This window comes from Nocardia harenae NBRC 108248, assembly GCF_001612885.1.
GTDB classification, from domain to species: domain Bacteria; phylum Actinomycetota; class Actinomycetes; order Mycobacteriales; family Mycobacteriaceae; genus Nocardia; species Nocardia harenae.
Genome location: NZ_BDBH01000015.1, coordinates 130,873 through 154,048 on the forward strand (window position 1 = coordinate 130,873; position 23,176 = coordinate 154,048).

General features: G+C 69.1%; 26 protein-coding genes and 1 other RNA gene. 16 read left to right on the forward strand and 11 right to left on the reverse strand.

The annotated features are described in order from the left end of the window. Positions 1-47: 47 nt before the first annotated feature. Positions 48-203, reverse strand: coding sequence for a hypothetical protein (locus NH2_RS29085; RefSeq protein ID WP_157103980.1), 156 nt, complete (start codon positions 201-203; stop codon positions 48-50). 115 nt (positions 204-318) lie between these two features. On the opposite strand from NH2_RS29085, the gene NH2_RS26135 reads away from it, so the two are divergent. After that, positions 319-744, forward strand: a complete 426-nt coding sequence (locus NH2_RS26135) for a DUF4189 domain-containing protein (protein ID WP_067659926.1) — start codon at positions 319-321, stop codon at positions 742-744. A gap of 83 nt (positions 745-827) precedes the next feature. On the opposite strand, the gene NH2_RS26140 is transcribed toward NH2_RS26135, so the two are convergent. From NH2_RS26140 to NH2_RS26155, 4 genes are all read right to left on the reverse strand, one after another. Continuing rightward, a complete protein-coding gene (locus tag NH2_RS26140; RefSeq protein ID WP_067659928.1) occupies positions 828-2,048 on the reverse strand; it encodes an acyl-CoA dehydrogenase family protein in 1,221 nt (406 codons plus the stop codon). Positions 2,049-2,072: 24 nt separating this feature from the next. Then, complete coding sequence (locus tag NH2_RS26145; RefSeq protein ID WP_067659932.1) at positions 2,073-3,482, reverse strand: acyl-CoA dehydrogenase family protein; 1,410 nt, start codon at positions 3,480-3,482, stop codon at positions 2,073-2,075. A 185-nt stretch (positions 3,483-3,667) separates the two neighbouring features. Further along, positions 3,668-4,450: a histidinol-phosphatase gene (gene hisN / locus NH2_RS26150; RefSeq protein ID WP_067659935.1), complete on the reverse strand. Its 783-nt coding sequence runs from the start codon at positions 4,448-4,450 to the stop codon at positions 3,668-3,670. A 10-nt stretch (positions 4,451-4,460) separates the two neighbouring features. Continuing rightward, positions 4,461-5,033 (reverse strand): NADPH-dependent FMN reductase, encoded by a 573-nt coding sequence (locus NH2_RS26155; protein ID WP_067659938.1) that lies wholly within the window; start codon positions 5,031-5,033, stop codon positions 4,461-4,463. Between the two features lie 127 nt (positions 5,034-5,160). Here NH2_RS26155 and NH2_RS26160 point away from each other — a divergent pair, with 127 nt between their 5' ends. Then, positions 5,161-6,012, forward strand: coding sequence for a helix-turn-helix transcriptional regulator (locus tag NH2_RS26160; RefSeq protein ID WP_067659941.1), 852 nt, complete (start codon positions 5,161-5,163; stop codon positions 6,010-6,012). Positions 6,013-6,053: 41 nt separating this feature from the next. On the opposite strand, the gene NH2_RS26165 is transcribed toward NH2_RS26160, so the two are convergent. Genes NH2_RS26165 through NH2_RS26175 form a run of 3 tightly spaced genes read right to left on the reverse strand, consistent with a single transcriptional unit; the run spans position 6,054 to position 8,793 of the window. Continuing rightward, positions 6,054-6,728 (reverse strand): RNA ligase family protein, encoded by a 675-nt coding sequence (locus NH2_RS26165; RefSeq protein ID WP_067659946.1) that lies wholly within the window; start codon positions 6,726-6,728, stop codon positions 6,054-6,056. Further along, positions 6,725-7,234, reverse strand: a complete 510-nt coding sequence (locus NH2_RS26170) for a hypothetical protein (protein WP_067659949.1) — start codon at positions 7,232-7,234, stop codon at positions 6,725-6,727. Before NH2_RS26170 ends, NH2_RS26165 begins: the two co-directional genes overlap by 4 nt. Beyond that, a complete protein-coding gene (locus NH2_RS26175) occupies positions 7,231-8,793 on the reverse strand; it encodes a DUF3696 domain-containing protein (RefSeq protein WP_157103981.1) in 1,563 nt (520 codons plus the stop codon). Before NH2_RS26175 ends, NH2_RS26170 begins: the two co-directional genes overlap by 4 nt. Before the next feature lie 62 nt (positions 8,794-8,855). Here NH2_RS26175 and prfB point away from each other — a divergent pair, with 62 nt between their 5' ends. From prfB to NH2_RS26225, 11 genes are all read left to right on the forward strand, one after another. Next, entirely contained in the window at positions 8,856-9,977 is a 1,122-nt protein-coding gene (gene prfB, locus NH2_RS26180; RefSeq protein ID WP_067659954.1) for a peptide chain release factor 2, read from the forward strand. Positions 9,978-10,092: 115 nt separating this feature from the next. Then, complete coding sequence (locus NH2_RS26185; RefSeq protein ID WP_067660188.1) at positions 10,093-10,959, forward strand: mechanosensitive ion channel family protein; 867 nt, start codon at positions 10,093-10,095, stop codon at positions 10,957-10,959. Further along, positions 10,946-11,101 carry an Rv3103c transmembrane domain-containing protein gene (locus NH2_RS29090; RefSeq protein ID WP_157103982.1) on the forward strand — a complete coding sequence of 52 codons (156 nt, stop codon included), beginning with the start codon at positions 10,946-10,948 and terminating at the stop codon, positions 11,099-11,101. Before NH2_RS26185 ends, NH2_RS29090 begins: the two co-directional genes overlap by 14 nt. A 45-nt stretch (positions 11,102-11,146) precedes the next feature. Then, a complete protein-coding gene (ftsE, locus tag NH2_RS26190; protein WP_067659957.1) occupies positions 11,147-11,836 on the forward strand; it encodes a cell division ATP-binding protein FtsE in 690 nt (229 codons plus the stop codon). Continuing rightward, positions 11,836-12,741 (forward strand): permease-like cell division protein FtsX, encoded by a 906-nt coding sequence (gene ftsX / locus NH2_RS26195; RefSeq protein WP_067659958.1) that lies wholly within the window; start codon positions 11,836-11,838, stop codon positions 12,739-12,741. The genes ftsE and ftsX overlap by 1 nt, the downstream gene beginning before the upstream one ends. An 83-nt stretch (positions 12,742-12,824) precedes the next feature. Further along, the gene (recQ, locus tag NH2_RS26200; RefSeq protein ID WP_067659961.1) at positions 12,825-14,684 is read left to right on the forward strand and encodes a DNA helicase RecQ; all 1,860 of its coding nucleotides are present in this window, start codon (positions 12,825-12,827) and stop codon (positions 14,682-14,684) included. Further along, on the forward strand, positions 14,684-15,739 hold the full coding sequence (locus NH2_RS26205) for a metallophosphoesterase (RefSeq protein ID WP_067659964.1): 1,056 nt from the start codon (positions 14,684-14,686) through the stop codon (positions 15,737-15,739). The genes recQ and NH2_RS26205 overlap by 1 nt, the downstream gene beginning before the upstream one ends. Before the next feature lie 50 nt (positions 15,740-15,789). After that, on the forward strand, positions 15,790-16,005 hold the full coding sequence (locus NH2_RS26210; protein ID WP_067659967.1) for a WLR motif membrane protein: 216 nt from the start codon (positions 15,790-15,792) through the stop codon (positions 16,003-16,005). Positions 16,006-16,053: 48 nt separating this feature from the next. Continuing rightward, a complete protein-coding gene (smpB, locus tag NH2_RS26215; protein ID WP_067659969.1) occupies positions 16,054-16,527 on the forward strand; it encodes an SsrA-binding protein SmpB in 474 nt (157 codons plus the stop codon). A gap of 47 nt (positions 16,528-16,574) precedes the next feature. Next, positions 16,575-16,943: a transfer-messenger RNA gene (gene ssrA, locus NH2_RS26220) on the forward strand. A 252-nt stretch (positions 16,944-17,195) separates the two neighbouring features. Further along, entirely contained in the window at positions 17,196-17,525 is a 330-nt protein-coding gene (locus tag NH2_RS26225) for a helix-turn-helix domain-containing protein (protein ID WP_067659972.1), read from the forward strand. A 122-nt stretch (positions 17,526-17,647) separates the two neighbouring features. On the opposite strand, the gene NH2_RS26230 is transcribed toward NH2_RS26225, so the two are convergent. Then, complete coding sequence (locus tag NH2_RS26230; RefSeq protein ID WP_067659975.1) at positions 17,648-17,989, reverse strand: helix-turn-helix domain-containing protein; 342 nt, start codon at positions 17,987-17,989, stop codon at positions 17,648-17,650. A gap of 185 nt (positions 17,990-18,174) precedes the next feature. On the opposite strand from NH2_RS26230, the gene NH2_RS26235 reads away from it, so the two are divergent. Beyond that, positions 18,175-19,254, forward strand: a complete 1,080-nt coding sequence (locus NH2_RS26235) for a hypothetical protein (protein ID WP_067659978.1) — start codon at positions 18,175-18,177, stop codon at positions 19,252-19,254. Here NH2_RS26235 and NH2_RS26240 read toward each other — a convergent pair whose 3' ends face one another. Beyond that, a complete protein-coding gene (locus NH2_RS26240) occupies positions 19,255-19,935 on the reverse strand; it encodes a DUF899 domain-containing protein (RefSeq protein ID WP_067659981.1) in 681 nt (226 codons plus the stop codon). A gap of 206 nt (positions 19,936-20,141) precedes the next feature. On the opposite strand from NH2_RS26240, the gene NH2_RS26245 reads away from it, so the two are divergent. After that, the gene (locus NH2_RS26245) at positions 20,142-20,933 is read left to right on the forward strand and encodes an SAM-dependent methyltransferase (RefSeq protein WP_067659985.1); all 792 of its coding nucleotides are present in this window, start codon (positions 20,142-20,144) and stop codon (positions 20,931-20,933) included. On the opposite strand, the gene NH2_RS26250 is transcribed toward NH2_RS26245, so the two are convergent. Further along, entirely contained in the window at positions 20,930-21,889 is a 960-nt protein-coding gene (locus NH2_RS26250) for a hypothetical protein (RefSeq protein ID WP_245650769.1), read from the reverse strand. The genes NH2_RS26245 and NH2_RS26250 overlap by 4 nt on opposite strands. Before the next feature lie 184 nt (positions 21,890-22,073). Here NH2_RS26250 and NH2_RS26255 point away from each other — a divergent pair, with 184 nt between their 5' ends. Then, on the forward strand, positions 22,074-23,117 hold the full coding sequence (locus NH2_RS26255; protein ID WP_084505906.1) for an alpha/beta hydrolase: 1,044 nt from the start codon (positions 22,074-22,076) through the stop codon (positions 23,115-23,117). Positions 23,118-23,176 lie beyond the last annotated feature (59 nt).

Here is a 23,176-nt window from a genome sequence, read left to right on the forward strand (position 1 = left end):
GAAGGGAATAGCGGGGTCACGTTCGAGCGATAGAGGGCTGATGCCGGTCAGCCGAGCACTGTCTGGATATTTGCCAGCAGGGCTGGCAAACCGGCGTCGACAATGCCGCGCACGATATCGATCATGTCGTTCGCCTCGGCCACCGCGGAGAGGTAGTGGTGCGCCCCCGGCGTCCCCAGCCCCGCGTGATCCGGTGCCGCCACCGAGTTGAGCGCGCCACGGGCAACCGGATTTGGCCCGTCTGGACGGATTCCCCACCAGCGGGAATGATGACCAGGTTCCGAACCCGGAGCAGGTATCGACAAGAGGGATGGATCGATGAGGGTTATGGGTAAGGTCGGCTTCGCCGTCGCGGCGGGCGCCCTTGCGGTGGGGAGCGTGGTCGGCGCGGGTTCGGCCGACGCCGCCGGGCAGTACGCGGCGATCGCGGTGAGCAACAGCACGCTGTACTACGGCGTCAGCGTGGACACCGCGAACTACGACGAGGCCAAGGGCGTCGCGCTCGACCAGTGCGGCGAGGCCGACTGCGAGGTCCTGGTGGCCTGGGCCAACGGCTGCGGTGCGCTGGTCGCCAGCGACGACGGCTACGCGGCCCGCTCCGGCCCGAACCGGGCCGAGGCCGAGCGCGCCGCCTACGAGCTGATCTCGCAGATCACCCCGACGGCGGTGCTCGCCAACACCGGCTCCGCCCAGCTGAGCGGCGCGCGCATCGTCGAGGTGGTCTGCACCAGCAACGCCCGCTGAGTGCGGCGGCCGGGATCGGGGGTCCCGGCCCTGCCCGCGAACCGGCCCGGACCAGTACTGGTCCGGGCCGATTTTCGATGGGACTACTTCAGCTGGGTGCTGGTGAGTCCGAGCACCCGCCGCGCCACGATCAACTGCTGGATCTGCTGCGTGCCCTCGAAGATGTCCAGGATCTTGCTGTCCCGGCCCCACTTCTCCAGCAGCAGCCGCTCCGAGTAGCCGATGGCACCGGCCAGCTCGACCGCCTTGAGCGTGATGTCGGTACCGGTCCGCCCCGCCTTCGCCTTGGACATCGAGGCCTCGAGCGAGTTCGGCTTCTTGTTGTCGGCCATCCAGGCGGCGCGCAGCGCGAGCAGGTAGGCGGCCTCGTAGTCGGCCTCCATCCGCAGGAACTCGGCGGCGGCCGCGTGCTGGTTGTTGGCCGGGGCGTCGTAGTCGATCTCCACGCCCGCGTCGGCGAGGATGGAGCGCAGCTCCTCGAGTGCGGCCCTGGCGACACCGATGGCCATGGCGGCGACCAGCGGGCGGGTGTTGTCGAAGGTCTGCATGACCCCCGCGAAACCCTTCTCCACGTTCACTTCCGGGCTGCCCAGGATATTGTCCGCCGGGATCCGGCAATCCTGCAGCAGCAGCACGGCGGTGTCCGATGCCTTGATGCCGAGCTTGTGCTCCAGCCGGGCCACCGAGAGCCCGGGGGCGTCCCGCGGCACCACGAACGACTTGATCGCCGCGCGGCCGAGCGACTTGTCCACCGTCGCCCACACCACGATGTGGGTGGAGCGCTCACCGGCGGTGACGAAGATCTTCTCGCCGTTCAGCACCCACTCGTCGCCGTCCAGCACGGCGGTGGTGGAGACCGCGGCCGAGTCCGAGCCGAAGGACGGCTCGGTGATCGCCATCGAGGCCCACACCTTGCCGAACCGGGCCAGCTGATCGTCGGTGGCGACCGCGGCGATCGCCGCGTTGCCGAGCCCCTGGTAGGGGATCGAGAGCATGAGCCCGACGTCGCCCCAGGAGGTCTCCAGCGCGTTCAGCAGCGCGGACATATTGCCGCCGTTGGTATTGCCGAGCAGCTCGGTGGCGTGACCGTTGCCGTCCGAGCGGCCGCCCGCGGCGCCGCCGATCTTCTGCGTGCCCGAGTCGTTGAGCCCCTCCACCATGGCGGCCATGGTGTCCAGCTCGACCGGGTACTCGTGCTCGGCGAGATCGTACTTGCGCGAGATGGGGCGGAAGATCTGCGACGCCACCTGGTGCGCCTGGTTCGCGCTCGCCCGCAGCTTCTTCGGCAGTTCGAGGTTGATCATGATTCAAGGTCTCCTGGAGAAAGATCAGATGAGGACGACACCCTCGGCCACGCCGATGGCACGCAGATCGCGGTACCAGCGCTCGACCGGGTGTTCCTTGGTGAAGCCGTGGCCACCGAGCAGCTGCACGCCGTCCAGGCCGATCCGCATGCCCTTGTCCGAGGCCAGCTTGCGGGCCAGCGCGGCCTCGCGACCGAAGGAGAGCCCCTGCTCGGCGCGGGAGGCGCCGCGCAGCGTGACCAGCCGCAGCCCGTCCAGCTCGATCGCGATATCGGCCACCATGAAGGCCACCGCCTGCCGGTGCGAGACCGGCTCGCCGAACGCCTCGCGCTCGTTCACGTAGGGAATGACGTAGTCGAGCACCGCCCTGCCGGTGCCCGCCGCCAGCGCGGCCCAGCCCAGCCGGGCCAGCCGCACCGCGTCGGCGTACTCCGCGGCGCGGGTCGCGGCATCGCCGTCGCCCAGGATCGCCTCGGTGCGCACCGCGACGTCGTCCAGAATCAGCCTGCCGAGGCCACCGGCGCGCAGCCCCATGCTGGGATCGGCCTCGACGACCAGCCCCCTGCTGTCCGACTCCACCAGGAAGAGCGCGGGGCGCCCGTCCAGCTCGGCGGCGATCACGAAGAGCTCGGCCTGCGCGGCGGCGGGGACCAGGCTCTTCACCCCGGTCAGCCGGTAGCCGCTGGGCGAGCGGACCGCCTTGGTCTGCAGCGCGAACGGGTCGAACAGCGCGCGCGGCTCGGAGATCACCACCGAGGACTGCGGCACGTTCTCCCCGGTGTACGCGGGCAGGTAGGTCTTCTGCTGCGCGTCGGTGCCCCACTGGCTCAGCGCGACCGCGACCCCGCTCGGCGCGAGGATCGGCAGCGCGAGCCCCATGTCGCCGTGCGCCAGCGCCTCCGCGACCAGCGCGTTGGTGACCGCGCCGCGCTCGCTCGCCGCGCCCTCCAGCTCCTCGGGCACGTTGATCAGCGTGATGCCGAGCTCGGCGGCGCGCTCCAGCAGGTCCTTCGGCGCGGCGGCGGCGTGATCGGCGTCGTGCGCGGCCGGGCGCAGGATCTCGGCGGCGAATTCCTCGACCGTCTCCACGATCATCTTCTGATCGTCGGAGGGGGTCAGGTCGAAGTACCCCTTGGACTTGGACTCGTTGTCCGGCAGCCGCTTCGGCGCGCCGTTGCCCGCCACCCGGGAGAAGGCGCGGGTCGCGGCGCCGAGCGTGCGGAACCCGGTCCTGGTGCCCTCGTAGGTGGCGCGCTCGATCGGCTTGCGCAGGTTGTACTTCTCGGCGAGCTCCGAGCCGGTGATGGTGGTCATCACCCGCATGGCCGCGCCCATCCAGTCCCGCTTGGGCTGGTGCAGGCCGACGGCGGAGTCCTCGCTCCGGCCGGACTCCGGACGTCGCTTCGTCGCGCTGTCTCGCGTGCTCATCATCACCTGTTTCTCGAGGGCGGGGGTGAGATCTGGTCCCAGCTTTCTTACTCCTGAGTAAGACTACCTTACTCCAGAGTAAGAAGTGCGTCGAGAGCCTTGTGACCGGGGCCGGGCGCCAGTGTCCGCCGGGCCGCCGTGCGCACGCCATCGCAGGCGCCGAGGGGTCCGTTTCGATCAAACGGTGAGTATCAGGTGAGCCGCTGCACCACGGTGTCGTGCAGCAGGCCGTTGCTGGCGATGGCGTCGCCGCCGTGCGGGCCGGGGCGGCCGTCCAGCGCGGTGAACCGCCCGCCCGCCTCGCGGATCAGGATGTCCAGCGGTGCCAGGTCCCACAGCGAGACCTCCGGCTCGGTGGCGACGTCCACCGCACCCTCCGCGACCAGGCAGTATCCGAAGAAGTCGCCGTAGCCGCGGACCCGCCAGACGCCGTCGGTGAGCGCGAGGAACTGCTCCCGCAGCCCGCGCTCGCGCCAGCCGGAGAGGCTGGAGAAGGCCAGGCTGGCGTCGTTCAGCTCGGCCACCTTCGACACCGTGATCCGCTGCGGTTCGGTGTCGTGGAACCGGCTCCACGCGCCGGAGCCCTGTGCCGCCCACCACCGGCGGGCCAGCGCCGGCGCGCTCACCGCGCCGACCACCGGCACCCCGTCCTCCAGCAGGGCGATGAGTGTGGCCCAGACCGGGACCCCGCGCACGAAGTTCTTGGTGCCGTCGATCGGGTCGATCACCCACTGCCTGCCGGTGAACTCGGCCGCGCCGCCGAACTCCTCGCCGAGCACCGCGTCGGCCGCCCTGTGCTCGGCCAGCAGGCGGCGCAGCTCGCGCTCCACCGCGAGGTCGGCGTCGGAGACCGGGGTGAGATCCGGTTTGGCGTCGACCCGCAGGTCTAGGGCGCCGAAGCGGGCGGCGGTGATGGTGTCGGCGGCGTCCGCCAGGGCGAGGGCGAGTTCGAGGTCGTCGGTGTAGGCAGCCACGGGTTCGACCCTATCGAGCTGCTCTCAGCGCGTTCGCCCACCAGTGCACCTGGTCGAGCAGCTCGGCGGCTGTCGCGGCGGGCTCGTCCGGCTCGCGCAGCGCGCCGTTCTCGTCGAAGAGCAGGTAGTAGCGGGGAAACGAGACGTAGTCGCGGACGGTGTGCGCGTTCAGCTCGGTGAACACCTGCCGCAGGTGCTCGATGGCGAGCAGACCGCCTGATGCCCCGCTGTAGCCGACGAAGCCGATGGTCTTGCGCTCCCACTGCGTGAAGTGCCAGTCGATGGCGGCCTTCAGCGCGGCCGGGTAACTGCGGTTGTAGTCCGGGGTGACGATCACGAAGGCCTCGGCCCTGTCGAGGGCCTCGGTGAGGCCGCGCATCCCCTCGGGGCGCTCGGGATTCGGGTCCATGACCGGTGGGACGGCGGGCAGCCCGACCGGCAGTTCGTGGTCGGCCAGATCGATCACGTCGACGGTGAATCGCCCGTCCTTCGCGGCGATCTCGGTGAACCAACGCGCGACGGTCGGGCCGAAGCGGCCGTCCCGGACGCTGCCGATGACGACGGCGAGGCGCAGGGTGCTCATGGGTTTTCCTCCTCGGAAGTTTCGTCGCCTCCGAGCTTCTGCGGCTGCGGCGCGCCCGGGGAGGCCGCCGTGAGGGTGGTAGTACGACGGCCACCCTCGGGAGCACCGCGCGCCGTACCGTCGAGGGATGAACGAGCTCGGCCTCTTCCTGCGCAGCCGCCGCGAGGCGGTCACCCCCGCCCGCGCCGGGCTGCCCGCGGGCCCGCGCCGGCGCACCCCCGGCCTGCGCCGGGCGGAAGTCGCCACCCTCGCCGGGGTGAGCGTCGAGTACATCGTCCGGCTCGAGCAAGGGCGCGACCGGCACCCCTCCCCGTCGGTGCTCGCCGCGCTCGCCGACGTCCTCATGCTGACGCCGAACGAGCGCATCCACCTGCACCGCCTGGCCAAAGGCGCCGAGCCCGGCTTCACCTGCATGGGTGGCGCGACCCCGGCCCGCACCGTCCGCCCCTCGGTCCGCGCCATCCTCGACCATCTCGAGCCGGCCGCCGCCGTGGTCGTGAACCGCCTCAGCGACGTCCTCGCCCACACCGAGGGCTACCGCCGCCTGATGGCCCCGACGGGATTGCTGGACAACCCGTCCGCCGCCAACCTCGCGTCGTTCGTCCTCGGCGATCCGCGGGCCCGCGGCTGCTACCCGGACTGGGACCACGTCGCCGACCAGCAGGTCGCCGCCCTGAAACAGGGCCCTTTCCGCAAAGACCCGGCTACCGCGGCCCTCGCCGACGAACTGGAGATCGTCGCGGGCGCGGAGTTCACCCGGCGCGTCGCCGCGGTGCCCAGCCTGCCCGCCGCCACCGGCACCACCCGGATCGAGCACGCCGAGGCCGGTCCACTGCGGCTCTCCTACGAGACTCTGGACCTCCCCGCCGACGACGATCAGCGGCTGTTCGTGTACCTCCCGGCCGACGAGGCCACCGCCGCTGCCCTGGCCGCGCTCGCGGGCCGCGATCACGGCGGGCTGCGCGCGCTCTCGAGTTGAACCAGTCACCATCACCCAGACGCGGCAGCGGGTTCCACGGGCTATGGCGATACCCGTAGGCGGTTCATTGTGCGCGGTTCCGTCGTCCAGTGCCTGTCGATACCCTGCACAAAATCCGGGCGTACTACTTTTGCGCGCAACTGCCGCTCGTCGGAGGCGGTGGCGCGCGCGACGATACCCTCCATCTGCTCGTGCCCCACATGGCTCTGCCGGATCAGTCCGGCCAACTCGTCCAGCGTGTAGTGCCCAGCACCGAGGAAAGGGACAGTCTGAAGTCCGATATCGTCGGCAAGGGCATTGCGAACGTCGGGGTCCCAGAATCGCCCAGTCGCAGTATCATAGACGTCGAAAACCAGAAACCAATCGGGTAGCGAGTCGTAGCCGACGCTATGTTTGACCGCACACCATTCTCCGAAGAGGATGAGTTCGCCACCCAAAGCCTCGGTGAGCCGTCGCCGCCGAGGCTCGATCCAGGTAGATAGTCCTTGGAAGTGGCGACCGCCGAGGTGAACGTAGCTCCCGCGTGCTTGAAATCGCAGTCCGTCGACGTCAGCCGAGATGCCGAGGTTCTGTCCGTCGACCTTCTCTTCGACATGCAGCCGTTCGGCCAAGAAGACGGCGCGTTCGTCTTCGCCCAGCACCTTGTCGTCGCGCACATCGACGCTCTCCGGTGTGACCAGGTACGGCGTCGACGGGAACCGGACGAAGTCTGTCACGGCGCGTCGTACCCGAATTTGGCGCGATACGCAGCCCGAATCGAAGGCTCGTGGACATACTCCACGGTGACACCGTGGCGGTCGAGCACCGCGGCCCAATTGAGCCACTTTGTGTCCGTGGCCTGAACCACCGGGGCCGACGCTACCTTTGCGGTGGCGACAAACTTTCGGTCTGATGGATCGATCTCGCCGTCGTCGCCCTCCAGAACCGCGTAGCTGTTCTCTGTCGACACATCCGGCTCTATGTCGGGGCGCATTTCCTCGTCCCAACTGTACTGATTGTCGATGATGTATCTCACGAAAGCGTCACCAAGTGTCGGCTGTCCATGGCGGTTGAGCTGGTGAAGATACTCGGCCACGATCTCGCCCGCGCTGTCTGTGAACACCGGGATTCTGTTCTCGAGAATGCATTCCAGTATTATCTCGCAGCCGTCGACGAGTTCGATGGGATGCTCGTCGGAAAATTTGACAACGAGCGGAACATTGGTGTCGATAACTTTCGTCATCCGTGTTCACCTCGGCGTCGGCGGCGTGCGTTTCGCGATTGTGCGATCAAGTCCTCTGCCGGGTCCCCGAAGAAGTCTCGCGGCCAGTTCCTCACGTTCCCGTACTCGTCGACGTCGAGAGCGTTGATCGTCGACCCGTGCTCGCCGGGATCCACCGAGTAGCACCGCACATCGGCGGGGTCCACCCTTTCTTCAGCGATTCGGCGCAGTAGACGCCGCAGCAAGTGTTCGGAGTGGGACTCGATGATGAATTGCGTGCGGCGCGGGTTGCTACCTTCGCGTGCCGAAATAGCGTCAAGGAACAGGTCCGCGAGCCCGGCTTGCACCGCGGGATGTAGGTGAATCTCGGGTTGTTCGACGACTACCGTCGATCCTGCAGCGGAGTAGAAGGCCTCGACGATCACTGGAAGCACCTGGGAGACGCCGAACCCAACATCGGTGAGCAAGACCTCTCTGCTGCCACCCGGCGTCCTTACTCGCACTTCGTACTCATCACGGCCTGCACCGATGGGGGTCACCGTGAAAGTCTCGATGACGCCGAGTTTCTTCAACCACTCGGCGACCAGCGTCTGTAGTGGCGTCGTTCGTTGTTTGACGGCGAAATTGAACCTCCGTGCTTGACCCGCCAGGAGCGCGTCGATGGTGTTTTCGCCGCTCCAACCGACATGGCTGACCTCCTCGCCGGACCACCGATACGTCCGGCTGGGTTGTGTCCGGAGCGGTCCGAGGTAGTTGACCGCCAACAGTTGCTCCTCGAGTGCCAGGGTGAGATCCGCAGCAAAGTCGAGAAATTGGTATCGAGTTGGCAGATCCTCAGGAAAAGCATGAAACTGCGAAGGGGCCGATACCGGCCACTTTCGTCCCATGGTTCGGATGAGTTCGATGCCATCGGCGTGAACGGCGTAGCCACCCTTGGCGGCAACCTCGCTGCCCAACCGCAGGGTGTCGCCGGAGTCGCTGGCGGTGAGGCTGTACTCATAATTGTCCACGCGAAGGCGTGGGGGAGAATCCGCGGTCGCACTGACCGCTGCGCGAAACCCCATTTCGGTGCCGCGAAATCTGGTGCCGTCTCTCTCGTAATCGACGGTCAGTGGCCGGTTGCGACTCCAGTCGAGTTCGAATTCGAGCGGTGCATCTATGTTTCCATTGCGCAGTAGACTTGCGTATCCGCCGAGATCGACGGGCGTCCGGTCGCCTCCGGTGTGGAGGACGCGTCTTCGGTCCGGTGATTCAATGGTCTGCCGAAGCATGAGCAGAAACTGGTGCAGGCTCGACTTTCCCGACGAGTTGCCGCCGAACAGAATGGTGAGCGGAGCCAGTTCGATGTCTCCGGTGTCTTCCCATGCCTTGAAGTTCTTCAGCCGCAATCGGGTGAACACATCACTCCCTCCGTGTAAGAAATTGTATTCAGTGCCGTCGCCGAATCGTGGTAAACAGACTACCAATTGGGTGCCGACCTGGAGCATCTGAGTCTCGTCCGGTGCAAACAGCCATAGCCGCCCGTCGTCCGGCAGATCTACCGGTCCGGTTCCCTCCGCGGACGGCTTCGCCCCCGGCACGCGGGTCCGTATCCGGACCGCGTTGCCGAACCCGAGCCCTCCTCCCGGTAGCCTTGACCCTCGTGCATCCCGACGTCTCCGCAGCTCTGGCCGAACTCGACACCACCCTCAAGACGGTGGAGTCGGTCCTCGACGTCGAGGAGCTGCGCCGCCGCATCGACGAGCTCGAGCACCAGGCCTCCGATCCGGACCTGTGGAACGATCAGGACCACGCCCAGCAGGTGACGAGCGAGCTGTCGCACGCACAGAGCGAGCTGCGCCGCGTCTCCGAGCTGCGGCAGCGGCTGGAGGATCTGCCGGTCCTCTACGAGCTGGCCGAAGAAGAAGAGGGCGAGGCGCGCACCGCCGCGCTGGCCGACGCCGACGCCGAGCGCACCGCGCTGCACGCCGATATCGAGGCCATGGAGGTGCGCACGCTGCTCTCCGGCGAGTACGACAAGCGCGACGCGCTGGTCAATATCCGCGCGGGCGCGGGCGGCGTGGACGCCGCCGACTGGGCCGAGATGCTCATGCGCATGTACATCCGCTGGGCCGACCGGCACAAGTACGGCGTCGAGGTCTACGACACCTCCTACGCGGAGGAGGCGGGGATCAAGAGCGCCACCTTCGCGGTGAAGACGCCGTACGCGTACGGCACGCTCTCGGTGGAGATGGGCACGCACCGGCTGGTGCGGATCAGCCCGTTCGACAACCAGGGCCGCCGCCAGACCTCGTTCGCCGAGGTCGAGGTGCTGCCGGTGGTGGAGACGACCGACCACATCGAGATCCCCGAGGGCGATATCCGGGTGGACGTCTACCGCTCCTCCGGCCCCGGCGGGCAGAGCGTCAACACCACCGACTCGGCGGTGCGGCTCACCCACATCCCCACCGGCATCGTGGTCACTTGCCAGAACGAGAAGTCGCAGCTGCAGAACAAGATCTCGGCCATGCGTGTGCTGCAGGCCAAGCTGCTCGAGCGCAAGCGGCAGGAGGAGCGCGCCGAGATGGACGCGCTCAAGACCAACGAGGGCGCCTCCTGGGGCAACCAGATGCGCTCCTACGTGCTGCACCCATACCAGATGGTCAAGGACCTGCGCACCAGCTACGAGGTGAACAACCCGAGCGCAGTGCTGGACGGCGAGATCGACGCCTTCATCGAGTCCGGCATTCGCTGGCGGATGTCCGAGGCGCAGCAGACCGGGTAGGCTGCCGCGCAACCTCTTTCGAGTTTGCCCCGCCCGGTCCGAGATCGTGGCCGAATCGTTGTAATGTGGTCGGCGTGCGTGTTCCGGACAGCGGTGAATCTCGGAGGTGGTGGCGGTGAACGGGCTCGGTACGGCCCTGGCACTGACGCCCGCGGCGGACACCACCGCCTGGCTACGCTCCAGCGGGCTGGAGATCGTGCTGCTGATCCTCGGCGCGATCCTGTTCAGCCGGTTCGCCACCTACCTCCGGGATCGGGTGACCCGCAAGATCGACGCGGGGTTCCGCAGCAGTGACGCGCTGGTCCGCTCCGAGGCGGCCAAGCACCGGCACGCGCTGGCGCAGGTCGTCACCTGGGTGGTGCTCACCGTCGCCTACGTCCTGGTCGGGATGGAGGTGCTCGGCAGGCTCGGCTTCGCGGTCGGCGGGCTGGTCGCGCCCGCCGCGGTGCTCGGCGCCGCGCTCGGCTTCGGCGCGCAGCGCATCGTGCAGGACATCCTGGCCGGCTTCTTCCTGATCACCGAGCGGCAGTACGGCTTCGGCGATGTGGTGAGCATCTCGGTGACCGGCTCGGCCGAGCAGGCCGAGGGCACGGTGGAGGACGTCACACTCCGGATCACCACGCTGCGCAACGCCGACGGCGAGGTGATCACCGTGCCCAACGGGCAGATCGTCAAGGTCACCAACCTGTCCAAGGACTGGGCGCGGGCCGCCATCGACGTCCCGGTGGCGGCCAGCGCCGACATCACCCGCATCAACGAGATCCTGCACGAGGTCGGCACCCGGGCCTACCAGGACAGCAAGCTGCAACCGCTGCTGCTCGACGAGCCGTCGGTGATGGGCGTCGAGGATCTCACCGTCGATCAGATGAACATCCGCATGGTGGCGCGCACGCTGCCGGGCAAACAATTCGAAGTCGGTCGCGAGCTGCGGGTCCGGGTCGCCGCGGCGCTGCGGCGGGAAGGTATCAGTGAGACCACGTAAGTCCACGGCGATCCTGGTGACCGCCTGGTTGGCCACGTTCGTCCTGTATCTGTTCGTCAAGCCGGCGGAGCCGTCGACCTCGGGCCCGCAGTGGCCGTCGCTGGTCTCGGTGGTCGACAGTGTCCCGCTTCCCGCGCCGTAGCAGCGTGCGCGGAAGCGGGCGGCACGCTGGTTAGACTGGCTTCCCGTGATCACCATGCGCAACGTCACCAAGTCGTACAAGACGTCGACGCGGCCCGCGCTGGACAACGTCACCGTCGAGATCAACAAGGGCGAATTCGTCTTCGTGATCGGCCCCTCCGGCTCCGGCAAATCGACCTTCATGCGGCTGCTGCTCAAGGAGGAGACGCCGACCAACGGCGAGATCCGGGTCGCCGATTTCCGGGTGAATCGGTTACCCGGCCGGAAGGTGCCGAAGCTGCGGCAGCGCATCGGCTGCGTCTTCCAGGACTTCCGGCTGCTGCAGCAGAAGACGGTGCAGCAGAATGTGGCCTTCGCGCTGGAGGTGATCGGGAAGCGGCGCGAGTTCATCGACCGCACGGTCCCGGAGGTGCTGGAGATGGTCGGGCTCGGCGGCAAGGCCGAACGGCTGCCCTCCGAGCTCTCCGGCGGTGAGCAGCAGCGCGTCGCCATCGCGCGCGCCTTCGTCAACCGGCCGCTCGTGCTGCTCGCCGACGAGCCGACCGGCAACCTGGACCCGGACACCAGCGCCGACATCATGTACCTGCTGGAGCGGATCAACCGCATCGGCACCACCGTGGTGATGGCGACGCACGACAACAACATCGTCGACGCCATGCGCAGGCGCGTGGTCGAACTCGATCGCGGCAGGCTGATCCGCGACGATGCGATCGGCGTCTACGGGGTTGGTCACTGATGCGGCTGAGTTTCCTGTTCGGCGAGGTCTCCGAGGGGCTGCGCCGCAATATCACCATGACCATCGCGATGATCCTGACCACGGCGGTCTCGCTCACCATGCTGGGCGGCGGGCTCCTCGCGGTGCGCATCGCGGACAAGACCGAGCAGTACTTCCTGGACCGGCTCGAGGTGCGGCTCTACCTCACCGAGGACATCTCGGCCGCCGACCCGGACTGCTCGCAGCCGCTCTGCGGCGGGCTGATGACCGACCTCAAGGCGACGCCGGGCGTGGTCTCGGTGCAGTTCCTGAACCGGGACGACGCGGTGCGCGAGGCCAAGGAGAAGACCTTCAAGGACCAGCCCGAGCTGGCCCAGTACGTGAGCGAGACCCCGCTCCCCGCCTCGCTGCGGGTGAAGATGGCCGACGCCTCCAACTACCCGCGGATCCTGGAGGAGTACTCGCTGCGGCCGGGCGTCGGCACCGTGCGCAACGACAAGGACATCGTCGACCGGCTGGTCAGCCTGTTCGACGGGCTGCGCAATGCCGCGTTCGGGCTGGCGGTGCTGCAGGCCATCGCGGCGATCATGCTGATCGCCAATATGGTGCAGATCGCGGCCTTCACCCGGCGCACCGAGGTGGGCATCATGCGGCTGGTCGGCGCCACCCGCTGGTACACGCAACTGCCGTTCCTGCTGGAGGCGGTGGTCGCCGCGCTGGCGGGCTCGGTGCTCGCGGTGATCGGGCTGGCCGTGGCGCGACCGCTGGTGATCGACAGCGCGCTCGGCGACCTCTTCGACAGCAGGGTCTTCCCGCGCATCACCGGCGAGGACATCGCGACGACGGCGCTGGTGATCGCGCCGGTCGGCATCGTCTTCGCCGCCGTGACGGCGTACGCGACGCTGCGCTACTACGTGCGGGAGTGAGGGGTTCGTCCCCAGCCCGGGCTTCATCCCCAGGTGGGCCTGCGCGGCTGTGCGGCACCGCCGCCCGCTCGTAGGATGGCCGCGTGGATTCACCCGCCGCGACCGCCCAGCTCGACCTCGGAACCGATGACGCCGCCCACGAGGTGCTACGCCGCGTCTTCGGCTACAGCTCCTTCCGCGGCGAGCAGCACGCCATCGTCTCGCACCTCGTCGGTGGCGGCGACGCGCTCGTCCTGATGCCGACCGGCGGCGGCAAGTCGCTCTGCTACCAGGTGCCCGCGCTGGTGCGGCCCGGCACCGGCGTGGTGGTCTCGCCGCTCATCGCGCTCATGCAGGACCAGGTGGACGCGCTGGCTGCGCTCGGCGTGCAGGCCGGGTTCCTCAACTCCTCGCAGAATCCGGACGAGCGCCGCGAGGTCGAGCGGCGCTACGCCGCGGGCGAGCTCGACCTGCTCTACCTGGCGCCGGAGCGGCTGCGGCTGGAGTCCACCGGGAGGCTGCTGGATCGCGGCAAGATCGCGCTCTTCGCGATCGACGAGGCGCACTGCGTGTCCCAGTGGGGCCACGACTTCCGCCCCGACTACCTGGCGCTCTCGGTGCTGCACGAGCGCTGGCCCGAGGTGCCGCGGATCGCGCTCACCGCCACCGCCACCGAGAAGACCCGCGAGGAGATCGTCCAGCGGCTCGACCTCGGCACCGCCCGGCGCTTCGTCGCCGGCTTCGACCGGCCGAACATCCAGTACCGCATCGAGCCGAAGAACCGCCCCGACAAGCAGCTGCTCGATTTCATCAGGGCCGAGCACCCGGGCGACGCGGGCATCGTCTACTGCCTCTCCCGCAACTCGGTGGAGAAGACCGCCGCCCTGCTGAACCAGAACGGCATCGCCGCGGTGCCCTACCACGCCGGGCTGGACAACCGGACCCGCGCCGAGAACCAGTCCCGCTTCCTGCGCGAGGAGGGGCTTATCGTGGTCGCCACCATCGCCTTCGGCATGGGCATCGACAAGCCCGACGTGCGCTTCGTCGCCCACCTCGACCTGCCCAAATCGGTGGAGGGGTACTACCAGGAGACCGGCCGCGCCGGGCGCGACGGGCTGCCGTCCACCGCCTGGATGGTCTATGGCCTGAGCGATGTGGTGCAGCAGCGCAAGCTGATCGAGGGCTCCGAGGGCGACGCCGCGCACCGCAGGCAGCTGCAGCTGCACCTGGACGCCATGCTCGCGCTCTGCGAGACGGTGAGCTGCCGCCGCACCCGGCTGCTCGCCTACTTCGGCCAGCCCGGCGACGCCTGCGGCAACTGCGACACCTGCCTCACCCCGCCGGAGACCTGGGACGGCACCGTCGCCGCGCAGAAGCTGCTCTCCGCGGTGCTGCGGCTCAAGCGCGAGCGCGGCCAGTCCTACGGCGCCGGGCACATCATCGACATCCTGCTCGGCAAGCAGAACCCCAAGGTGCTGCAGTACGACCACCAGGAGCTCAGCGTCTTCGGCATCGGCACCGACCTGCGCGACACCGAATGGCGCGGGGTGGTCCGGCAGCTGCTGGCCCAGGGGCTGCTCGCGGTGCACGGCGACTACGGGGTGCTCTCGCTCACCGAGGCCGGGAACGAGGTGCTCTTCGACGGCCGTCAGGTGCCGATGCGCCGGGAGCCGGAGCGCGCGCCGCGGCCGGCGCGGTCGAGCCGCGGCGGCAAGGCCGCCGCGGTCGCCGACCTGCCCGCCGCCGACGTCCCGGTCTTCGAGCGGCTGCGGCAGTGGCGCGCGAGCACCGCCAAGGAGCAGGGCGTCCCCGCCTACGTCGTCTTCCACGACGCCACCCTGCGCGAGATCGCCGCCCGCAAACCGGGCAGCCTGAGCGAGCTCGGCGCCGTCGGCGGCGTCGGCGACAACAAGCTGGCCAAATACGGCGAGCAGGTGCTCGCCGCGCTCGCCGGGGAAGGCTGATGGCACTGGACAGACGCGGTTTCCTGGCCGGCGCCGCGGTCACGGTCGCCGGGGTGCCGCTGCTCGGGATCACCCCCGCGCAGGCCGTCGCGCCCGAGGTCGCCAAGCACCCCTTCCCCACCGGCGACACGGTGCGCGTCCTGGTCACCGGGGACGCAGGCACCGGCACCGCCACCCAGTGGGCGGTCGCCGACGCGGCCCGCGCCGCGCACGCCCGCGCGCCCTTCGGCCTCGCGCTCGGCCTCGGCGACAATATCTACGAGCACGGCCCGGACGGCCCCGGCGACGTGCAGTTCGCCGAGAAGTTCGAGCACCCCAACCACGGCCTCGACTTCCCCTGGCTCATGGTGCTCGGCAACCACGACAACAGCTCCGTGCTGCCCGGCGACGGCGGCTGGCTGCTGCGCGGCAATGACGAGGTGGCCTACCACGCGCTCTCCGCGCGCTGGTGGATGCCGAGCCGGTACTACTCGGTGCGGGTGCCGGAGCCGAACCCGCTGGTCGAGTTCTTCGTGCTCGACATCAACCCGGCCGCCGCCTACCTGCCGCCGCTCGACCCGTACTGGTCCGGCACCGGCGTCTTCATGACCGAGCAGGCCGCCTGGCTGGACCGCGCGCTCGCCGAGTCGCCCGCTACCTGGAAGGTGGCCTGCACGCACCAGCCGTTCTGGAGCAATGGCCCGCACGGCGACGCGGGCCGCTACGAGGGGCTCACCGTGGAGCCGCTGAACGGCGTGCACGTGCGCCGCTTCCTGGACGAGCATGTCCTCGGCCGCTGTCAGCTGCTCTTCTCCGGCCACGACCACACCCTGCAGGTACTGACGCCGAGCCCGGAGACGCGCGGCACCACGCAGCTGGTCAGCGGCGCCGCCGCCAAGACCGCCTCCGGGCTGCCGAGTTCCGGTCCGGGCGCCCACCCGGCCCGCTTCGACACCAGGCACCAGCTCGGCTTCATGGTCGCGGAGTTCGGCCGCGGCGGTGTCGAATTGGAGGTCGTCACAGTTGATCCCGGCTCCGGCGCGGCAACCTCCGAATTCCGCGCTGCCCTGGCCTGACACGCCGCGAACACCCGGCGCCGCGGACCTGCGCCGGTTACCGTGCTCGCATGGCGGATGACGACGCGCCGGAGATCGCCGGCGCCGCGGGCGGCGGCGGCGAGGACGCGGGGCCGCGCACCCCGCGCGCGCACGACCCGGTCGAGACGGTGTGGCTCGGCACCAGGCGGCCCCCGCCGCCCCGGGTCGGCAGGCCGCGGCTCTCCACCGTGCTGCTCGTGCTCGCCTTCGCGGCCCTGCTGACCACGTACATCATGCTCCGCTGAGCTCGGGCGGGAACAAACGCGTTGCGCCGCGCCTTTAAGGTTGACGTCATGAAGGAACAGGGGCGCAAGGTCATCGCGACCAACCGCCGGGCGCGGCACAACTACACGATCCTCGACGTCTACGAGGCCGGTATCGCGCTGGTCGGCACCGAGGTCAAGAGCCTGCGCGAGGGCAAGGCCTCGCTGGTCGACGCCTTCGCCACCGTCGACAACGGCGAGGTGTGGCTGCGCGGACTGCACATCCCGGAGTTCAGCCACGGCACCTGGACCAACCACTCCCCGCGCCGGGTGCGCAAGCTGCTGCTGCACAAGAAGGAGATCGAGCGCCTCGTCGGCAAGTCCCGCGAGGGCAACCAGACCCTGGTGCCGCTCTCGATGTACTTCTCCGACGGCAAGGTGAAGGTCGAGCTCGCCCTCGCCCGCGGCAAGCAGGACTACGACAAGCGCCAGGACCTGGCCAAACGCGACGCCGAGCGCGAGGTCACCCGCATCCTCGGCCGCCGGATAAAGGGAATGCGCTGACCGCGTAGAGTGTTAAGATGACTAGCCCGCAGATCGCGGGCACGTACGGGGCTGAACGGTTTCGACTGCGTACGTCGATTCAGGGGAAGCGTGTCGGTGCAGGCAAGAGACCACCGTAAGCGTCGCTGCAACCAATTAAGCGCCGATTCTCATCAGCGCGAGTACGCTCTCGCTGCCTAAGCGATAGCGTCTCTGTCGGCCCGGAACATGCCCTCGGTTCCGGTGCCGGCATCAGCTAGAGGGCTTACCGTCCGGCTCGGTCGCGGAGTCGTACGGGACAGCAAACAGCGACTGGGATCGTCATCCCGGCTCGTCCGCGTGACCGGGAGATCCGAGTAGAGATACAGCGGACTGCACACGGAGAAGTCCTGAAGACACGACGGAGGACCCGGGTTCGATTCCCGGCAGCTCCACTCGACAGAAACCCGCAGGTCGAAGACCTGCGGGTTTCTGTGTTCGAGGCTGGAGCCAGATGCGGGGTGTCGACAATCTCCCCGACAAGGTTGCGGAGGCACTGGACGAACTGGCCGAACGTGGTCCGGGGCTGGGAAGACCGCTGGTCGACCGGATCAAGTACGGCAACCGGTCAATGGAATCGTTGGTACCGAGATGCGATCCCGCTCGCCGAACAGCGCTATCAGGATTACCGAGCAACGAAGGATTGAGCCATGAAGGGCGTCCCTTGGGAAGCGGCCAAGCGTCGAGCTCGCGAACTCGACCCGGCATGGGATTCTCCGGAACGCGTCGCAGCGCGAGCTGAGAGCCGCGAGCAGATGCGGGCGGAGCAGCGCGGGCATCAGCTCGCCGAACTTCGTAAGCAGTGCGGAGTGACGCAGGCCAAGGTAGCTGAGCTGATGGGTGTTTCGCAGGCCAGGGTGTCGCAGATCGAGCACGGCAAGATCACGTCCATGGACCTGGTCCGCGAATACATCGTCGCGCTCGGCGGAACCCTGGATGTCGTCGCACACGTCGGTGATTGGAGTGTCAAAGTCGCCTAGTCTGCTCCGAGCGGGATTCTGCATGGCCGACGATGTCCTGGGTGGCCGCACGATGTGGTGACAGTGGTCAGACCGCCTGCACGTCTGCTGGGGTCATGATCGCTTCGTCGTCCATCGGCCGCTCAGGCAGCGTCGGCGCGGTGGCTCGTGAAACTCACCCGGGTGTGGTCGGCACCAAGGGCGATGTTCAGTGTGGCATCGAGGGCGTCGGCGAGTTTGGCGAGCCGGCGGAGGGGCGGCACCGCGTCGGAGCCTTCGATCCGGGAGATATCGGCCTGCGTGAGGCCGGCTCGTTGGGCGAGTTCGGTTTGGGTGAGCCCGAGTTCCGTTCTGCGGTCGTACACGGCCTGGGCCAGCGCCATGGAGAGCCGAATCTCGTGGCGTGCCTCCGTGACATCATCGGGTTCGATGTCGCTCTCGGCGATCTTGCGATCCCGGAGGGGCTTCCAGCGTGCGTGGTTCATCGGTTCAGCTCTCCTCTCTCGACCGTGCGGACGAAATCCCGGTGCGCGGGTCCGTGCTCGGCTCGCAGGTTTGCCGGGCGAGTTCCGCTTGACCTCCGCGTCCTCCCGCAGCCGTGTCTACGACATAGTGCAAGAGGAGAGCGTGCCGTCGCCCACCGATCCCCGGCAGGGGTAAAAATGACATCGTGACGCGGTACGCATACGAGCCGAAGTCCGGCGCACTGGTAGCGACCTGGGGGACCGGCAGGGGAGACACCGCCGAGACCATCGCCACCCTGCCGACGGCGGTGGAGCCCGAGGTGGCACTGGTCCTGGCGGCGGCGCTGACCAAACTGTCCGAGTACCAGTGGCGCACCTACACCCACCCGGCGTCGGCGGCGGGTGACTCCGAGGTGCCGAACAGTGTGGCGTGGCACCGGGCGGAGGAGCGGAATCGGTTCGCGGAGGTGGAGGGGGCCGTGCGGGCGCCGAATCTGCCGGACGACGACGGGCTGATGGCGGTCTCGTACAGCGTGGTGGAGGAGGCGGCGCACCGGATCGGGCGGGTGGCGCACCTGATCGGGGACGCGAAGCTGGTCGAGTTGCTGGCGGGCGAGGTGAGAACCGAGCAGGCCGCGATCGAGGCGGCGGAGCTGGGGGATCTGTCGGGGCGGGCGCGGCAGGCGGTGGAGCTGTCGCGGGCGGATATCTCGCCGGTGCAGGTGTTCGCGGCGGACGCGCTGCTGCACGCGGACCCGCTCGGGTCGATCGACCTGTTCACCGATATCGACCCGGCGGCAGCGGCGGTGGCGGCGGCGCGCTGGCTGCACCTGGCCGCGCAGGTCACCGCCGAGGCGGCGAGCGTGCACCCGGTGCACGTGGTCGCCGAGGCCGACAATCTGGAGGCGCTGCAGGTGGAGACCCCGACGCTGGTGCTGGAGCGGCTGTGCGCGGGCGAGAGCCCCACCGAGGTGGTGGTCGACCTGATCGCCGACGCGCTCGCCGCCGCCGAGGGCCGGGTGCGCAACCCGGCCCGCATCGTCGAGGCCGCGGAGGCGATCGAGCGGCGGATGCGCGGCGACGAGCTCGACGAGGAGGGGCTGACCGCGCTCACCGACGAGTTCCGAATCTGCCGCCTCGATCCCGCCCGCCCCGCGGTCGACCTGCTCGAGGACCTGCTCGACGGGATCCGCGGCTGCTGGCTGCTCTACCGCGAGGAGCACGAGTCCGGGTTCGAGGAGGCGGTGCGGGCCGAGGGCGACAAGCAGAGCACGCCGCTGCTGTAGCTACTCCCCGTACGCCGCGGCGATCTCCTTCGATCCGCTCCACCTGCTGTAGGTGGGCGACTGCGGCCAGCCGGCGGGCGAGTCCTGCCACTCCTCCTGACGCCCGTAGGGCAGCAGGTCGATGAGCGGGAAGGTGTAACTGAGCTGTTCGGTGCCGCGGCCGTCGGTGTGCCAGGTGCGGTAGACGGTGTCGCCGTCGCGCAGGAAGACGTTCACCGCGAAACCGGCGTCGGGCGGGGCGCCGACATCGCTGCCGAAGGGGCTGTTCGTGGTGGAGTACCAGGCCATCTTGTTGCCGACCTTGCGTTTGTAGGCGAGCGCCTCGTCGATCGGACCCTGGGTGACGATCACGAATCGCGCATCGTAGTTCTCCAGGAATTCCAGCCGGGTGTATTGGGAGGTGAGGCCGGTGCAGCCGGGGCACTGCCATTCCTTGCCGGGGAACCACATGTGGCTGTAGACGATGAGCTGGGACTTCCCCTCGAAGACATCGGCCAGCCGGATCGGGCCGTCCGGGCCCTCCAGGGTGTACTCCGGCAGCTGGACCATCGGCAGCCGCCTGCGCTGGGCGGCGATGGCGTCGAGTTCCCTGGTCGCGGCCTTTTCCCGGGTCCTGAGTTCGGCGAGTTCGCGCTGCCAGGTCGCGGCGTCGACGACGGGCGGGAGTGCGTTGGTGCTCATGGTGTCCTCACTGGTCGGTGAAAAACGGTCCTGCGAATTGAGACGGGACCGGCGCCGGGAATTCATCTGTGCGCGTGCACCTGCCCTTGCGGACGACAAACCGCAGCGTCTGCCAGCGAAAACCATTGCGGGACAACTCCGTCGCCCCGGACCACGGGTGAAGTCCGTGTTGTTACCATCGGCCCGACACGGGAAGGGGCTGCGCGATGGCGGAGCACGAGCGCACACCGGCCGGGGTCGATCCTTCGCGGCCGAATTCGGCGCGTGTCTTCGACTACCTGCTCGGCGGCAAGGACAACTACGAGGTGGACCAGCGGGTGGCGCACCGCATGCTCGCGGTCGCGCCGGACACCCGCACCCTGGCCTGGTTCAGCAGGCAGTTCCTGCTCGGCGGGGTGCGGCACGCGGCCGAGGCCGGGGTGCGGCAGTTCCTCGACCTCGGCTCCGGGCTGCCGACCTCGCCGAACGTGCACGAGACGGCGCGCGAGTACGACGCGGCGATCCCGGTGGTCGCGGTCGACAACGACCCGGTCGTGCTGGTTCACAGCAATGCCATCCTGACCGGGGTCACCGGCGTGACCGCCCTGCTCGGCGACGTCCGCGATGTGGACGACATCGTCGAGCGGGTGCGCGCGCAGCGGCTGCTCGACTTCGACCGGCCGATCGGGGTGCTGCTGGTCGGGGTGCTGCACTTCGTGATGGACGACGAATATCCCGCGGAGATCGTGCGCAGGCTGCGGGCGGCGCTGGCGCCGGGGAGCTATGTGGTCTTCACGCACGGCGCGACGGAGAGCAGCCAGGAGTTCCGGGAGCGCTCGCAGAACGACACCGACGGCAGCCCGGCCCAGGTCGCCTACCGCTCGGTGGCGCAGGTGCGCGCGCTCTTCGACGGCTACGAACTGCTCGAGCCGGGGGTGGTGCCGATCCAGGAGTGGCTCGGCGACGACCTGCCGGAGACGAAGCTGATCCTGCTCGGCGGGATAGCCGCGGTCCGCTAGGGCGTACCGGCGAGCTCGTTCGCCCTGGTCACCAGCCGGTCCGCCATGGCGCGCGGCACCCGGCCGAGCCCGCAGGCCGAGGCGACGCCATCGACCCGGCGGCCGAGCACGCGCTCGACCGTGCGCAGCGTCTCTTCCTGCTCGGCCGCGGACGGGGTGTCGTGCACCAGCCCCGCGTAGAAGCGGGTGCCGAGCGCGAGGTCGCGCAGCGGGGCGTAGAAGGCCGGTTCGGCGGGTGGCGGCACCTCGCCCGCGGCGAGCGGGCCGTGCACGAACTCCAGCGGCCTGCTCGCCGGCCACTGCCGCGCCACGGCATTGGCCAGGTCGACCAGCGGCCTGGTGTCGTGCAGCCGGGCCCGCGCCCGGTTGTGCAGGCTGCCCAGGCACAGGTGGACGCCGAAGCGGGTGCCCTCCGGGGCCGCGGCGGCCAGCGCGGCGATGCCGCGGCTCAGCCCGAGCACCGCGTCGGCCCTGCGGTGCGCGGGTTGCAGCCGGGCCGCGAGTATCAGTTCGGCGGTGGCCTCCAGCTGGATCACCACGTCGTCGCCCGCGAGTTCGCGGATGGCGGTGATCTCCCGCACGGTGGCGGCGGTGAAGGCGGCGCGGTTCGCGCGCAGTCCGCCGGGGCCGAGGGCGATGAAGGCGAGGGTGAAATCGGTGGGCATGCCGATCTGCAGGGCGAACTCGCGGTCGCCGCGGAGCCGGTGGAAGAGCGGCAGCACCGACTCGGCCTCGCGGAGGTAGCCGAGGTCCATCCGGTCGGCGGTGAGCCGGGTGCCGCGCGCCGGGCGGTGCAGGGTTCGCTGCCTGCTGGATTGCCAGGTGCCTTGACGCTTGACCTCCAGCGCGCCCTGGCGCACCAGGTCCTCGATCACCGGCTGGATGTAGAACTCGTAGCGGTGCGTCTCGCCGGTGGGGAGGGTGTGCAGCAGCTCGGCGGAAAGCATTGCGCGCATGGCTTCTTCCGGTGTCGCGGCCGGAAAACTCCCGACGAAATGGACGGCTCTGACGGCCTCGTTCTGCATCACTCGATCCCTCCGCTCGCGGATCAGGCTAAGTCATCGCACGGCGGAACATGCTGGGTTGCAGCATCATTGCTGCCCTTGCACAGTGCCGCGGACGGGGCTAGCGTCGGCCCTGATGACGGGGAACAGCAGTACCGCAGGCAATTCCGGGCGGAGGTGGGCCGCGCGAGCGCTGCTTGCGGTGGCCGCGCTGGTTCCCGCGTTCGTTCCGCATACCGCGCAGGCGCAGCCCGCCCCGGCGTGCCGCGCGCTCTCCTTCGCGGTGCCGCAGGGGCAGCTCGGCGCGACGCTGTGCCGCCCGGCCGGCGCCGAGACCGTCGTGGTGATGATGGCGGGCTCCAACTACAACCACGGCTACTGGGACTTCGGGTACCGGCCGGAGACCTACAACTTCCGGCAGGCGCTGAACCGCGCGGGGTACGCGACGCTCATCGTGGACCGGCTCGGCAACGGAGCCAGCAGCAAGCCGCCGAGCGCCACGCTCTCCGCCACCGCCAGCGCGAACGCGCTGCACGACATCGTGCAGGCGGCGCGGCGCGGGCTGGAGGGGGCGCAGCCGTTCGGGAAAGTGGTCACCGCCGGGCACTCGCTGAGCTCCGGGATCGCGGTGCTGGAAGCGACGCGGCACCACGACGTGGACGGGGTGCTGCTCACCGGGTACTCGCACACACTCGAGGTATCGCAGGTCATGGGCGTGATCTCCGCGTACCACCCGGCCGCGGGCGACCCGGCCTTCGCCGGCCGCAGCTACGACGACGGGTACCTCACCACCCGGCCGGGCACCCGCGCCGCCGCCTTCTACGGGCCGGACACCACCGACCCGGCGGTGCTCGCCGAGGACGAGCGGACCAAGGAGGTCTTCTCGCTCACCGAGTACCCGGACGGGCTCACCTCGACCTTGCCGCCCATGTCCAATGACATCGACGTGCCGGTCATGGTGGTCAACGGTTCGCTGGACCGGCTCTCATGCGGGCCGGGATTCGCGGCGTGCGCCGATAGCGCCACGTTGCTCGCCTCCGAGGCGCCGTACTTCGAGCCCGCGGCTCGGTTGCGGGCTTTCGTGCTGCCCGGGAGTGGGCATTCGGTGAATCTGGCGACGAATACGGTGGAGTACCAGCGGGCTGTCGTGGATTGGCTGAGGTCGCTCGCGGAGAATTAGGCCGCGCTCGTGCCCATCCCGGCAGCTGTGACAAAATTCCCGCTGCCCGCGCGGGGGTA

Bases quoted from the DNA above. Each gene is read 5' to 3' on its own strand.
- NH2_RS26210 (WP_067659967.1), top strand. From the start codon at position 15,790: ATGGCGGATGACGACGCGCCGGAGATCGCCGGCGCCGCGGGCGGCGGC.
- NH2_RS26250 (WP_245650769.1), bottom strand. From the start codon at position 21,889: ATGCGCGCAATGCTTTCCGCCGAGCTGCTGCACACCCTCCCCACCGGC.
- smpB (WP_067659969.1), top strand. From the start codon at position 16,054: ATGAAGGAACAGGGGCGCAAGGTCATCGCGACCAACCGCCGGGCGCGG.
- NH2_RS26135 (WP_067659926.1), top strand. From the start codon at position 319: ATGAGGGTTATGGGTAAGGTCGGCTTCGCCGTCGCGGCGGGCGCCCTT.
- NH2_RS26225 (WP_067659972.1), top strand. From the start codon at position 17,196: ATGAAGGGCGTCCCTTGGGAAGCGGCCAAGCGTCGAGCTCGCGAACTC.
- NH2_RS26240 (WP_067659981.1), bottom strand. From the start codon at position 19,935: ATGAGCACCAACGCACTCCCGCCCGTCGTCGACGCCGCGACCTGGCAG.
- NH2_RS26170 (WP_067659949.1), bottom strand. From the start codon at position 7,234: ATGACGAAAGTTATCGACACCAATGTTCCGCTCGTTGTCAAATTTTCC.
- NH2_RS26140 (WP_067659928.1), bottom strand. From the start codon at position 2,048: ATGATCAACCTCGAACTGCCGAAGAAGCTGCGGGCGAGCGCGAACCAG.
- ftsX (WP_067659958.1), top strand. From the start codon at position 11,836: ATGCGGCTGAGTTTCCTGTTCGGCGAGGTCTCCGAGGGGCTGCGCCGC.
- NH2_RS26205 (WP_067659964.1), top strand. From the start codon at position 14,684: ATGGCACTGGACAGACGCGGTTTCCTGGCCGGCGCCGCGGTCACGGTC.
- NH2_RS26155 (WP_067659938.1), bottom strand. From the start codon at position 5,033: ATGAGCACCCTGCGCCTCGCCGTCGTCATCGGCAGCGTCCGGGACGGC.
- NH2_RS26255 (WP_084505906.1), top strand. From the start codon at position 22,074: ATGACGGGGAACAGCAGTACCGCAGGCAATTCCGGGCGGAGGTGGGCC.
- NH2_RS26245 (WP_067659985.1), top strand. From the start codon at position 20,142: ATGGCGGAGCACGAGCGCACACCGGCCGGGGTCGATCCTTCGCGGCCG.
- NH2_RS26230 (WP_067659975.1), bottom strand. From the start codon at position 17,989: ATGAACCACGCACGCTGGAAGCCCCTCCGGGATCGCAAGATCGCCGAG.
- NH2_RS26160 (WP_067659941.1), top strand. From the start codon at position 5,161: ATGAACGAGCTCGGCCTCTTCCTGCGCAGCCGCCGCGAGGCGGTCACC.